The sequence below is a fragment of the Acidipila rosea genome (genome assembly GCF_004339725.1).
Taxonomy (GTDB): domain Bacteria; phylum Acidobacteriota; class Terriglobia; order Terriglobales; family Acidobacteriaceae; genus Acidipila; species Acidipila rosea.
Window position 1 is genome coordinate 413,012 of record NZ_SMGK01000003.1, and the last position, 13,428, is coordinate 426,439.

Genomic DNA, 13,428 nt, shown 5'->3' on the forward strand with positions numbered 1-13,428 from the left:
TCAGGCGTATCGCCCTAATTGTCGCCAGCAACGCGCCAGCTAACAGCCATAAGCGTACAGGTCGCGATCTTCCCGATGTTGAACGTGACGACCAAGAATAGGTTGCATTAGGTGCAGCTACTCTACCCTGTAGAGCAGCGAAGCGTGCGGCGCAATTTTCACCTTTACCCCTGTTGAGCTGCCGAGATCCTTGTGCTGCCAGAGGTCGCGGGCCGTGTGCTTCCCCGCCGCAAGCCCCAGATCCTGCCAGGTGTACTCCATGTCGAGCGGCCCGTTGCTCACATTAAAGAGCGCGACATACTCACCCTTCGCCGATGTCGCCTTGGCCGTCCAGATCCAGCTCTGCGGCGTGTGCATCAGCGCCTGGTTACCGGTCGAGGCCTGATTCACGGCAATCACTTCGCGGTTCGTCAGCAGCGCCTCGGTGGCCGCGTCCATCTGGGTCAGGTTTGCTCCCAGCACCAGGGGCGAACGCGCAATCGACCACAGCGTGAAGATCGTCCGCTGCTCATCCGCCGTCAGCCGGGATTTGCGAGGCTGCTGCCATCCGGGCCGTGGTCCCAGGGTGCCAAAAGGTAGCATGTCGGCATCCGGCCAGTGCCCGGGCCCAGCAAACTGCTCCCATTGCGACACCAGCAGGAACTGCTGCACCGCATTCTGGGGAAAGCCATGAGGATCGTTGTTCTGCTGCGACCATACATCCCAGAAATCATTCGAGATGCGCCACATCTGCGCCTGCTTTGTCACGTCCGCCGCGTCCTCGAGCGGTGTCGGCCCAGGGGACAGGCTGAGCACAATAGGCCGCCCTGTCTTGCTCAGCGCAGCGCTCATCATGTGGATCTCGCCCTGCTTGTACGGCGCGGAAATGCAGTCCACCTTAACGAAATCGATACCCCACCCGGCATACAGGTTCGCAATCGAGTCGTAATAAGCCTGCCCGGCGGCATTGTTCTTGACGCCATAGTTGTCCGGATTCCATCGGCAGGTATCGGCCTTGTCCGCCGCATCAGCGGCATGAAAACTCGAATCTGCGATCGGCAGATTCCGCTCCACGGCCTCCTTGGGGATGCCGCGGATAATGTGTATGCCGAACTTCAGTCCCAGAGAGTGGGCGTAAGCAGCGAGAGCCTTGAGGCCGGCTCCGTTCGCTGCCGAAGGAAAACGACCCGGGGCCGGAGTATAGCGGCCATTCGCATCGAGCGTATAGCCCTGGTCCGCGCCCTTGGTCCCGGCATTCTCCGGGTGCGCCAGATACCATCCCTCGTCGATCACGACGTACTTCCAGCCATAGGGCTTCAGGTGCGTGTTGAACCACGAGACATTCTGCTTAAACTCAGCCTCGGTGATCGTCAGTCCATAAGAATCCCAGCTGTTCCACCCCATTGGAGGGGTGGGAGCAAGCTGCGAAAAAGCGGCCAGGGGAAGAACCGATAAGGCGGCAAGCATCCAGATCATTCGGCGCATTCAGGCATACTCCGGACAACGTTTTCCACGCAGCCAGCAGTGTAACCGCAATTTCCTGCCTTCGCCTAATGTGCTTTCGGCGCGATGGGTCTAAGCGGGCTGACCCCGGGGAGCCTTGGCGTTGGCGAGCGCAATGGGGCCGCTGTTAGTCTTGTAAATAGAGGTTGACGCTCGCCCCGAATTCTCCGAGAACCCTCAATGAAGTTCTTCAAGATTTGCGAAAAGATGCCGGTGATGCGTGGAGCCGCAAGCTGCGGCCGCTGGGCAGCGTGGATGCTCTGTATTGCCAGTGTCTCTTATGTGCAGGCGGTGCAGGCCCAAGCAGCGCCGCCACAGACTTCGCGCGCTGTGGCGCAAGCCAGGACGGCTCATAAGCCGAGAAAAACATCTGCTGCCAAAGAGCGACGGGTCAGTTTGCCGGTTGAAAAGCCGAAGAATCTTGCGTCCTCTGCAGATGCTCCAGCTGGCATAGCCCAAGTGCTACTGAAGAATCGGAGTCTCACGGTGAAAGCGGACAACTCTGACCTGAGCCAGATTCTAAGAAATATTGCCAAGATGAGTGGCATGACCATCAAGGGCGACGTCAAGAGCGGACGGGTATTTGGCGTATATGGTCCTGGCAATCCCAGTGACGTTCTTACAGATCTCCTGGCCGGGTCAGGGAGTAACTTCATTATGATCGGAAATACCCCGGATGGCACCCCGCGTGAGTTGCAACTGCTGCCGAAGAATGGCAGTTTGCCGGTTGTTGAGGCGCCCAGAACGAATGCTGCAGCCTCGGGAGGTAGCGAAAATTCAGATAGCGAGTCCGAGGAAGAGCCTCCGGGCCCAGGTGCGATTATTCACGTTCCCCCTGCCGGATCGGATGACCCCCAGGTGAGAGCTGAGCAGAATCTGCGGCGGCTTCAGCAGATGCATGACCAGCAAAAACAGCAGGAAGCACCCCAGTAGCGGGAAGTGTCAAGTGTTTGCAGTGATTTAGCCAACCTCTGGTTATCTTGCGCAGACCTGCTTGAGCCATTACGGTGACTCTTGAATGGAACCTGTTACCCATATGCTCACCGGGGCTTGTCTCAGCCGCTCCGGATTAAATAGAAAAACTTCGTATGTTACGGCAGCCATGGTGATTGGCGCAGAGGCTCCTGACCTCGACATGCTCTGGAGACTGCATGGCCCTGTATCCGAGCTGCAACATCATCGCGGGATCACGCACACTTTTCTTGGTGCACCTTTCATGGCTTTGGGCACCTTGGCTGTGCTTATGATCTTTGACCGCATGCGAACAGCCAGACCCTCCGTACCCATTCGCTGGGGCTGGGTCTGGCTTTGCGCCTTCATCGCCGATCTCAGCCACATTCTGCTCGACTACACGACGAACTACGGTGTCCGTCCCTTTTACCCGTTCAACCCCCACTGGTACGCCTGGGGAATTCTCAATTTGTTCGACACGTTTATCTTCCTGTCGCTGGTGATTGCGCTGCTCGCGCCAGGTGCTTTTCTCCTTGGCAATCAGGAGAGGGGCAGTCGCGAGAAGTTTGCCGGACAGCGCGTATGGGCATGGGCTGCGCTGACTTTTGTTCTGCTGTGGTGGGGGTTACGGAGCCAGCAACAGGCGCACGCTAACGCCCTGGTGAAGAATGGGGACTACTTTGCCGAACCGGTCCGGCGTATTGGCGCGGAGCCTTCCATGACGAGCCCGTTCCGGTGGCATATGGTCATCGACACAGGGAACGCCTACCGTACTGCGAGTGTCGATACGCTGCACAATGAGGTTGTCCTGAATCGAAGAGTGATCTTAAAGGGCCCGATTACCTCCGCAGTCGTGGCCGCCAAGCAGTCTCACCTGGGAAAAGTCTACGTCGACTGGTCGACATGGCCGCTCATCGAAGACATGGGCTCCTTGTCTATACCCGCCCCGGTCGCACCACCCACTCCAGCCGGACAACATTGGCACACAGTCGCATTTCTTGATATGCGTTTCGACAGCCCCAGCCTTTTAGAGGAGTTGGAGAAGTTCCGGCACAAGGCGGGAACAGCTTCGCTCATAGGGTGGGTGTATGTAGGACCCGACCATCAGATCGAAGGCCAATACATGCATGGCCAGAAGCAGCGGTGAGTGCCGGGTAGAGCTCTCTCTCACTGTTTGCGATAGCCGATCCAGCAGGCAAAGTAAAGCACCGCCGCAGCTGCCCGAGGTGGCCGATTGCTTACTCTTGCCGAGTGCGCCCTGAAGAAAGCCTCTGAGGTGAGAAAGCTTTATCGTTCAGCGTGCGGCGATAGATAGTGGCCAGTTCGCCGAGAGCCTTGAAGAAGTCCAGAGGGCTGACTTTGGAGCCTGCCACATCCGTCCAGACGGGCAGCGGGTATTCATAAATTTCCTTCTCCAATTGCTTCGTGCTGCCCTGGTGAATAGCGAGAAAGCGGGCCAGCATTTCAACGTCAAATATCCAGCGAGAGTGAAAAGGCTGGGACAGCACCAGGCTGAGTTCCGGTGTAATGCGGAACAGCTTCGCACCACACTGAGTGTCATAGATTGGCAGATGGAGCAGCAGGGAAACGGCAGTTGCAAAGCATCGACCTAAATAGTGGCGAACCGGCTGCCGATGGATATCGCGACCTAAAAGTCGCACCCGCGCGCCAAAGACTAGATTGAGGTCAGGCTTGGAGACCATTAGCTCCACGAAGTCGTTGATCTGTGGGAGAGGCGTCGCGAGATCAGCATCCCAGAACCCCGTGATCCTGGCCCTTCCAGAGGCAATCACATGCAGCATGCCGTTGCGTACAGCCTCAGCCTTTCCACGGTTAGGCTGCTGATCGAGCACGGAGACTCGGGTTGGAAACCTGTTGCGTAGAGCCTCAAGCATTGGAAGCGTTTCATCGCTGCTGCCATCGTTGACAAAGAGCAGACGAATCTCGCCGCTCTCTTTGCTCTTCAGATACCTCTCATATTCGTCAACTCGAAAACGCTTGGCTTCGTTGTAGCAGGGGATAACTACGACACAGTGTTCCGTAGCTGAGAGCGCGGCTTCATTTCCGGCTCGTGTGATTATCTCGGCTCTTGCGTCCACAGTTGCTCCATTGCTGCTTAGCTACGAATTTCTCAGTATAACCGTACGCGTATCTAACTTCGTCGGCTCACAAGACATGCCCTTCCTAAGTGCAGCAAGAGCGCACATCTTCGATAATCAATCTATTGATGCCCTCTGATGTACGATGAAGCTTTCAGAGATGCATTTCCTGTGTTTTACGTGCTGCGTAGGCAAGATGCATGGTTCCCTTTGTTGTGGACCGAGACAGAAGTCGTTGTCTTCTGAATGGCAAATTGCATCTCTGTATGTGAGTCACGGCGGCCTGGATTGGGAAGCCTGTAATCGGAGAGCTTTAAGATCATGCAAAGAGATCAAACACTGAGACACGCTGTTCGGCTCCTGGTGCTTGCACTGGCTGGAGCGCTGGTCCTGCCGGTCGCGTATGGCGACTCCTGTACCATGCAGTCGCAAATTCCCTCCGCGCAGCGGGAAGAGCTGTCGCGCGTCGCGCGCACGCTTGTGGGTGAAGTCCAGAGTGGCGATCTTCAGGGCCTCCGCAACAATACGCTTGCTTCCGTTGCTGCTAACTTCGACGGCATCGCACATTCAGCGGAGGCGCTAAAGCCGCTTATTCAGCAGGCCGGTATCACCGTGGACCAGCTCTTTGCATTTGAGGCTACCCAGGCGCCCCAGGGCACCCTGGGCTCGCAGTTCTTCTGTAGTCCGGTTAACTCCTCGATGACCGTAGTGTTGAATTTCTCAACGCTGCCCCCCGGAAAGTATGTGCTCGCTATCCTTCACGCGACTGGCGTTCCGAAGCCGCAACAGATTTCCCTCATTCTCGCTGAGAGTCCTGAGAAACAGTGGAAACTGGCGGGATTTTTCACTAAATCGCTGATGCTGGCCGGTCAAAATGGGCTGTGGTACTGGACTCATGCTCGTGAATATGCGCAGCAAAAGCTGGAGTGGCCGGCGTGGTTTTACTATCAAATCGCAGAGTTCCTCGTCGATCCGGTGGACTTCCTCTCCAGTCCTAACATGGAGAAGCTCAAGCACGAGGCTGATGAGATAAGGCCGAAAGATCTGCCGGACGATAAGCCTGTGATGCTCCAGATGAATGGCACTTCGTTTGAGGTGACAAAGGTGGATGCATCGGCTGAGCTGGGGCCGCTGGACTTCGTAGTTCATTACACGCCCAGTGATGCCCAGTCTGCACAGTTGCGTGATCCGGTGGCTGCGCGCAAGCAGGCCATCGATGTGATGACGGGCTTGCTGGCTCAGCACCCTGGATTGCGGCAAGCTTTTCATGGCGTGTGGGTCTATGCAGATGCGAAGGATGTCACTGTCTTCGCGCTGGAACTGCCGATGGATCAAATCCCGGGAGGAGCACAGACCTCTGCGCCGTCCTCTGCCCCCTCAGGGCGGTAGCGCAAAACTCCACATCCCCAAGGCAGATGCGGGACAATGCCTGGATCTCGAAAGCGAAGATACTTTAGATCCTCGTTTTCGAAGACTCCAGGCATTTTGTTGGTCTTCAGAAGATGGCGCTGTAAGTTTCTCTTAGCTCTCGCGACATTTCCTATTACTTTGGTGATATCCAACCAATAGCTTTATTAAAGCTATTGGATTTAGTCCATGTTATCGTTCATATTTTTCCCTAAATAGGGCAATAGGTGCATTTCCAAAGGGAATAGCTTAACTCCCATACCCCGAAAATTACTTGAGTAATGGTGAGAGCATATCTTGTTACGTATGTAACGCTACTTATACAACCTTCGTTTGATTGCTCCTCAAAGTTAGTCGACTTAGTATTCGATAAACACTCCATAGAAGCGGCTCAAAAGAACCACTGACGTACCGGCCTGTAACTGCTCATGCGATTACACGCATTCGCGTCGTTCTGCCTTGGTATCTCTAATCCGCTCGGAGTTGGTTACTAAAGGGGCTCATATGAAAATCCTCCTCTCCTCCATCCTGATGCTTATGTCGTTCACTGCAGCGTCATTTGCCAACGTTACGGTCAGCAGTCCACAGAACCAAGAAACTGTGAGCTCTCCCGTGCAATTTACGGCAAACGCCAACACCAACACCTGTTCCAGGGGAGTCGCTTCAATGGGCGTCTATGTAGACGACCACCTAGAATATGTGGTGCAGGGAACAAGCATGAAGACGTCCCTGAGCATGAGGCCGGGCAGGCATAACGCAGTCGTCCAGGAGTGGGACTACTGCGGAGGAGCGACATTAACTTCCATACCTGTCACCGTAGCCGGCCAGACCGGAGTCTGGGTCACCTCACCTTCTGATCACAGCACCGTGAGCTGGCTGACAAATTATGTCGCAACGGCCACGACGAATTGTCCGCAGGGTGTGGCTGCGATGGGAATCTACGTCAACAACCAGCTGATGTATGTGGTGAAGGGCTCGAGGCTCAACACTCAGATGAATTTGAGTCCAGGGACACAAAATACCGTGGTGCAGGCATGGGATCAGTGTGGTGGCACCTCAAGTCAGCCAGTCAGCGTGACGGTGCAAGGACGCGGCAACACTTTTACCGACCTTCAGGCCAGTAAGGGTTGGAATAGCTGGGGGCAACTGGCTCCGGTATATGCCGATTGCAATAATCCCTGCTCAGGTGTGAACTGGTCGATGGCGCAGGGCGTGAAGGCACCATCCCTCCACGGCAAGGCAACGCAATTCAACCTCGGCGGCAAGACGCCCTATTCAGATGTGCTCTTTGAGAATCCAGTGATAGGTCAGTTTTCGACGCAAAATCTCCGGGACATCGATCGCAAACTTGTTCCTTCCCTGCATAACTTCACTTATGACGCTTACTTCTACTACAGCGATGAGAAGGCTACGCAGGCGGAAGAGTTTGACGTGAATTGGTTCATGGACGGTGTCGGCATAACGTGGGGAACGGAGTGCCGAGTCCATGGCGGCAATGAATGGGATATCTGGGATAACGCAAACGCAAAGTGGGTGCCCACAGGGATTCCCTGCAATCCGATTGCGAATGGATGGAACCACATAACTCTGAATGTGCAGCGTGGCCCCAATAATTCCGTTATCTATGAATCGATCACACTCAATGGAATTACTGCAAACATTAACAAGACATATCCTCCTTTCACCGTTCCCATGAGCTGGTATGGAATCACGGTCAACTACCAGATGGATGGAAACGAGAAGCAGGCGGCATACACAAGCTATCTCGACAACTTCAGCTTCATGTATTGGTAGAACGCAGATTGCCTGACCAGCGATGCTGAAGTGTCTGTGGAGTCTTCTTCAGAATAGGGCCGCATGTCTCGATCGAGTGCGGCCCTACCCCCAAAAGCTCCGCGTGGAAGCTGCCCCTGGATGGGAGCCACTCGGTTTCGAGACCTCAGTGAGGTCAGACAGAAAAGGCTGCAGAAAATAATTTACTGCTGGGAGTGTAAATATGACAGCCGATCCGCCAATCTTACTTTGCCTTCGAGCACAATTTGCACAGATGGGAAAAAGGATGCCTGAGGCTCTGATTTTTTCTTTCAATTTCGCAAAAAACCGGCTCGATTAGGGAGATTGATTATGTATTATTCCCTTGAATCAACTTTCGTGTCTGCCTGGAAATGCCCGAATTTAGGCTCTGGTGGAGAACATCCCGCGCCGTCGGTAATGCTGCAAAGACAACAGCATGAATGCTCCGTGAGGGAGTTCGCACCCAAGTCAAATTCTGGTTCGGATCTGCCAGAGGTGTGCATCTCTGCTGACCCCACATGAGTAAAAGAGGTCGAGTTATCTCAGGCGCATTGTGCCTCAGGCGAAGCTCAGACCACCCCGGCAATTAAGAAGACGTGCTGGATTTCTTCACTGTCAGGTGCAGCGAAAAGATCCAATTCGAAAACCTTAACCTCCCCCAAATGACCCAAAGTTTTGAGGCAGATTCATGAAGCTTTTCTCCCGCATCCTCCTGATCGTCGCCTTACTCCCGGCACCTGCGTTCGCAACTGTAATTGTCAGTAGTCCTTCGAATGGCCAAACCGTCGGCTCCAACGTTCAATTCTCTGCAAGCGCCAACACCACCACCTGCTCCAGAGGCGTGGCGTCCATGGGCGTCTATGTTGATAACGAGCTCAAGTATGTAGCGAACGGAACCAGTCTCAACACGGGTGTGTCCCTTCCGTCTGGTACGCATAGAGCCGTTGTGCAGGAGTGGGATTATTGCGGCGGCGCCACAGGCGCGGCTATGAACGTCACAGTCAACAGCCAGGCTGGTGTCTCAGTGACATTGCCCGCAAACGGCAGCACTGTGGGCTCTCCCGCTACCTTTGCCGCCACGGCGACGACAAGCTGCTCGCGGGGTGTGGCAGCAATGGGAATTTATCTGAATGGTCAACTGGCCTATGTTACGGGGGGAGCACAGCTGAGTACCCAGTTACCCTTGGGCGGTGGGAGCCAGAAGGCGGTTGTGCAGGAGTGGGACTATTGCGGTGGCTCATCGTCTACGCCTGTAAATGTAAATGTGGGCGGAACGACGCTCTCTAATCTGCAGGCCAGCGGAGGGTGGGACCAGTGGGGTGAACTAGCCCCCGTCTATGACATTTGCTCCTCGTGCGGAGGGGTGAACTGGTCCATGTATCAGCACGTCCGCTCTAACTCCCTCAGCGGAGATGCAACACAGTTCAATATTGGTGGATCGACGCCCTATTCTGATGTCCTATGGTCGAACAAGATCGTTGGCCAGGGCACGACGCAGGGCTTACCCGACACTGGTCATACGATCCTTCCGAATGTGCACAATCTCACCTACGATGCCTATGTATATGTGACGAATTACTCTGTGACCCAGGATCTGGAATTCGATATCAACATGTATATGAATGGCGTCGGAATGGAATGGGGAACGGAGTGTAACCATCTGGCCGACGGAGTCTGGGATATCTGGAACAATGTCGAGGCCAGGTGGGTGCCGACAAGTATTGCATGCAACCTCAACAATCAGGCATGGAACCACGTAACGCTTCAGGTTCAGCGCAAACCCAATAACGACCTCCTGTATCAATCGATCACGGTCAACGGCGTGACACACACCATTAACCAGACCGTCGCCCCCTTCCAGGTTCCCTCCGGCTGGTACGGTATGACGGTTAATTATCAGATGGACGGAAACTACCGGCAGTCCGCATACACGACTTATCTGGATAAGTTGAATGTTACTTACTGGTAGAGGGCAGGTCTGCCGCGGTCGGCTCAGGAGAATAGCCGATGGAAGAGGCAGGTAATACGCAGGCTTCCTACTTTCAACGGCTCCGTGCAGTGCACACTGCATGGAGCCGTTGAGTTTTACAAGTGTGGCAATCGCCGGAGTGCAGAGCTAGCTCACTTAGCCTTCAGCCTTGTTCCTGCGAATATGCCACAACAAGTCAACTGCACCCGTATGATTGCCGTCTGTGGACAGAATCTCCTGCAGCAGTACTTCCGCGTCTTCGGAGCGTCCCATCCCGGCGAGCGACTGGGCTCGTAAATAGCGGGCGAGGGTGGAAGCTCGACGAGAAAGGTCGTCGTCGAACAGCAACATCGCAGGCAATGAGGTTGCGAAGTAGTCGATCCTGGGCTCCCTTGTTTGAAGCTCGAGTGAGTAAGCGTAGATGGATTGAAGAAGCGCATCAGCTGCGCCGGTATCGCCAAGTTTCTGGTATGCAAGCGCACTCCAGTAGGTCATCTCAGAAATGCTCTGTACGGCCATGTTCTGGAAGTCCCCTTTATGGCGTGTGGCGAGCTCCCACCAACTCCGCGCCGCGTCTCTTTGGCCCAGCCTGTCCAGAGCCACACCCAGCCAATAATAGATATCGCTCGGGCTAGCGAGCAGATGCCGGGCTTCGCTCAGGTTGGGCGGTACCGCGAGAGCAGCTTGGAATTCTAGTATGGCGACGTCAATAGCACCCACCTCGAGCGCCTTGCAGCCCAGCAGCAGTCGGGCACGAACGTATTGTGCCAGGACCAGGCCTTCACCGCCCTCCCACGGCTGGAACTTCCGGTTGAGAAGCAGAGCCAGAGCTTCTTCGGGCCTGCCGGTCTGGCTATAGAGTGTGGCCAACTCTACAGAAAGATCGTCCCTGCTCTGAGTGAGATGTGGGTATTTCAGCATTTCGGTCAGGCGCCGTTCGGGCGCAGTGCCAATTCGCTTCCATAGTTGATCGCGTTCATAGAAGATCCGTCCATCCTGCGGATTCTCTCGGAAGGCGCGATCAAAGGAGTCCAACGCTTGCTGAACATTATGTCCGTGATTAAAGTATGCAATTCCCAGGTTGCGCCATACGGTTGCAAAGGAAGGCATGCATGCGGCTGCTTGCTGCCATGCCGCAATGGCGTCCTGGTATCGCCGCCTGTCGTACAGCAGGTTACCTAGCAGATAAGAGGCTCTGCCATCTTCCGGATGAAACGCAACGATGCTTTCAAGTATCAGCAATTCCTCAAGCCGGCTTGGAAAGCAGTAATCCAGCGGCGCCTCCTTGGCCTTTCGGAAGGTGCTTTCAGCTGAAGGCAGTCCAAGCTGCGCCTCAATAGATGCGAGCGTGAGCAGGATCATAGGCACGGAACCATCGCGCGCGTCCATGTTGGCCGACTCGAGAACCCTAATAGCCTCCTTCTGCTGGCCCGAGCGAAGCAGGTCGAACGCAAGGTCCAGAATCTCCTGGCCGCTCGATGGCCTGATGCCTTTCTGCCACCGCGCTCCGATGTCCATCGGGTCCATCGAGAGAGTGTCGGCAATCAGGCGATCCGCAGACTCCGTCTCGCCAATCTGATTTAAGGCCACAGCGAGAAGATTGCGTGCGTTAAGATTCCCATCCTCTGCGGCAAGGCTGCGTCTCAAGTGATCGATCGCCAAGTCCCAGCGCTGGGCTTTTACATCGGCCTCGGCCAACGCAAAATATGCAGGCCCTCGCCATGCAGCATTCCAGGTAGCACGGTAAAAAGCGTCGTAGGCTTCTTTGTCCCTTTGCTGATACCTGCGCGCAAGGCCGAGGTTGTAGTAGGGCTCTCCGTCCCTGGGGTTTGGATTGAGCTGCGTGAGCCGCTCAATAGCAGCCTCGAAGTGCTCTGCCGCAAGTTCAAATTCGCCCCGACGCAGCTGCCATAGACCGAGGGCATTGTGTGCCCGGCTCTCACCAGCATCACGCCGCAGTATCTCTTCCCAATACGGCATGGGTTGGCGTGTGGCATGACGATACTGCTCCAGATGCACCCCGATGAGGTATAACTCCTCAATGGTCGCTACCTGTTCCGGCGGCTTTGGCTCCACAGCAACAACAGGAGATTTAGCAGGCTGCACCCGCTGTCCATCGTAATCGAGCAGCGTGCGGCCCTCGGAACTCACCGTCACCCGCAGCATTTCCTCCCGGATGCCATCTTGTAGCTCTGCTTCCAGAATTGCGGGCACGTCTACGGGGATGCTTGAAGTCCACTCCGCAATGATTTTCCCGTCATGGCTCAGCGAGATCTGTGCCTCTTCGAGTCGGCGGGGTACGCACACACGAATGCGCGCGTGCCTCCCTTCAACTTGCAAGCTGAGTGCTCCGTGCAGGCCGGCGGTCTTGGGTATGCCAATCCGATGAATAGGAAACCATGTCTGAGTAAAAGTCTTCGTTTCCCAAGGAGCCAGGTAGGAAAAATCCGGCTGGTTGTCCGTGTATACGCCGGCCATTAACTCAATGTAGGGCCCATTGTGATCGGTCAGGCTGCGATCCCAGGCATAGCCAAACTCGTGATTTCCCCACGTCCACTGCTTTTTGCCAGGAGCAATGTGGTGATTAGCCACATGGACGACCCCAGCATCGGCGCGATGATCGTATCCGCCGAAAAAGTCCTCTTCCGTTCCTATGGCCATGTAGCTGGTGGGCACGGGGATATTCGCATACCAGCTAAGGTCATTTGCGGGATACGTACCATCCGGCACAAACATGGGTGGCTTTTCTTCGTCCGGGACTCCTGCGGCCGCCCGGCCAGCATAATCGACTCCGTAATAGTGGCCTGTGCTGAGAGGAAACGTACTTATTGCCCGCTTTGCATGGTCGGCGACAAAGCAGACATCCGGAGGGAAGAATGACTGATATCTCTCATGCACGCGAGTCGCAACATTAGCCCACCACAAGAAAGTTTGCATGAGCGGGGTGCGGTTAAAGAGACGAACGTTCAATTGGACGGAAGCTTGCCCCGGAGAGAGGCGTATCCCATGCATGCCTTTCATCCGAAGCATTGGATCATGATCGCTGCACCAGACGGTGATAGAACCATCAGCGTGTCTTACAATTTCTGTCTCCACCGGCATGAAGGTGGCTGGTCTGTGGTGTTGTGGCCAGTTGAATTCCACCCCTCCGGAGATCCAAGGACCAGCGAGGCCAACCAAGGCGGGCTTAATCACGTCCTGACGGTAAAAGAAGTCATAACCTGTCGACTTGTGGTATCCGATGTGAATACGGCCGCCTATTTCAGGCAGGATCATCAGACGCACGTACTCGTTCTCAATGTGGATAGCGTCCCACCGCTTTAGCTGGGGCTCTGTCGCAATGCGGTCGATGAAGGGCAACGGGTATACGCGACCGCTGCTTCCCTGATACACCCGCTTTTCAAGGAACATGGGGTTCAGCTCTGGGTTCTCAGGAAGGTAGGTAAGTATCTCAACCTCCTGCTTCCACGCCTTTACGGGCCCCTGCAGATGTGCGGGAGCATCAGGCAGGTGAAGGACGGCGGGTTTGTTCTCTATCCCAGGATCGAGTTTCGCATTCACGGTCGGCCTTCCGCGTTAACGTACACGCATATATACCGTAGGCACCTCCTTTTTAAATGTCAAGGAGGCAGGCGCCACTTCTTCAGGGAATCTGGCGGGATATTTTCAGACTTACTCCAATGAAGGGCTCAGAGCGCTTTCAATTCCTCGATACTGCGATCGTGA

Annotated in this window: 8 protein-coding genes; 5 read left to right on the plus strand and 3 right to left on the minus strand. The window is 55.2% G+C overall.

The features are described from left to right. Positions 1-117 precede the first annotated feature (117 nt). Entirely contained in the window at positions 118-1,464 is a 1,347-nt protein-coding gene (locus C7378_RS11760) for a glycoside hydrolase family 27 protein (protein WP_131996694.1), read from the minus strand. Between the two features lie 198 nt (positions 1,465-1,662). Here C7378_RS11760 and C7378_RS11765 point away from each other — a divergent pair, with 198 nt between their 5' ends. After that, positions 1,663-2,415 carry a hypothetical protein gene (locus C7378_RS11765; RefSeq protein ID WP_131996697.1) on the plus strand — a complete coding sequence of 251 codons (753 nt, stop codon included), beginning with the start codon at positions 1,663-1,665 and terminating at the stop codon, positions 2,413-2,415. Positions 2,416-2,500: 85 nt separating this feature from the next. Further along, the gene (locus tag C7378_RS11770) at positions 2,501-3,580 is read left to right on the plus strand and encodes a metal-dependent hydrolase (RefSeq protein WP_131996699.1); all 1,080 of its coding nucleotides are present in this window, start codon (positions 2,501-2,503) and stop codon (positions 3,578-3,580) included. 91 nt (positions 3,581-3,671) lie between these two features. On the opposite strand, the gene C7378_RS11775 is transcribed toward C7378_RS11770, so the two are convergent. Further along, positions 3,672-4,532 carry a glycosyltransferase gene (locus C7378_RS11775; RefSeq protein ID WP_207901412.1) on the minus strand — a complete coding sequence of 287 codons (861 nt, stop codon included), beginning with the start codon at positions 4,530-4,532 and terminating at the stop codon, positions 3,672-3,674. 321 nt (positions 4,533-4,853) lie between these two features. Here C7378_RS11775 and C7378_RS11780 point away from each other — a divergent pair, with 321 nt between their 5' ends. The 3 genes from C7378_RS11780 (at position 4,854) to C7378_RS11790 (ending at position 9,702) form a co-directional block, all read left to right on the plus strand. Next, positions 4,854-5,921, plus strand: coding sequence for a hypothetical protein (locus C7378_RS11780; RefSeq protein ID WP_131996702.1), 1,068 nt, complete (start codon positions 4,854-4,856; stop codon positions 5,919-5,921). Between the two features lie 522 nt (positions 5,922-6,443). Beyond that, positions 6,444-7,733: a hypothetical protein gene (locus tag C7378_RS11785; protein ID WP_131996705.1), complete on the plus strand. Its 1,290-nt coding sequence runs from the start codon at positions 6,444-6,446 to the stop codon at positions 7,731-7,733. A gap of 688 nt (positions 7,734-8,421) precedes the next feature. Further along, positions 8,422-9,702 (plus strand): Ig-like domain-containing protein, encoded by a 1,281-nt coding sequence (locus C7378_RS11790; protein ID WP_131996707.1) that lies wholly within the window; start codon positions 8,422-8,424, stop codon positions 9,700-9,702. Between the two features lie 156 nt (positions 9,703-9,858). Here C7378_RS11790 and C7378_RS11795 read toward each other — a convergent pair whose 3' ends face one another. Further along, on the minus strand, positions 9,859-13,263 hold the full coding sequence (locus C7378_RS11795) for a DUF5107 domain-containing protein (RefSeq protein WP_131996710.1): 3,405 nt from the start codon (positions 13,261-13,263) through the stop codon (positions 9,859-9,861). Positions 13,264-13,428 lie beyond the last annotated feature (165 nt).

What these genes read in the sequence shown, in the direction of transcription:
- C7378_RS11760 (WP_131996694.1), bottom strand. Translation starts at nt 1,464, where the DNA reads ATGCGCCGAATGATCTGGATGCTTGCCGCCTTATCGGTTCTTCCCCTG.
- C7378_RS11765 (WP_131996697.1), top strand. Translation starts at nt 1,663, where the DNA reads ATGAAGTTCTTCAAGATTTGCGAAAAGATGCCGGTGATGCGTGGAGCC.
- C7378_RS11770 (WP_131996699.1), top strand. Translation starts at nt 2,501, where the DNA reads ATGGAACCTGTTACCCATATGCTCACCGGGGCTTGTCTCAGCCGCTCC.
- C7378_RS11780 (WP_131996702.1), top strand. Translation starts at nt 4,854, where the DNA reads ATGCAAAGAGATCAAACACTGAGACACGCTGTTCGGCTCCTGGTGCTT.
- C7378_RS11785 (WP_131996705.1), top strand. Translation starts at nt 6,444, where the DNA reads ATGAAAATCCTCCTCTCCTCCATCCTGATGCTTATGTCGTTCACTGCA.
- C7378_RS11790 (WP_131996707.1), top strand. Translation starts at nt 8,422, where the DNA reads ATGAAGCTTTTCTCCCGCATCCTCCTGATCGTCGCCTTACTCCCGGCA.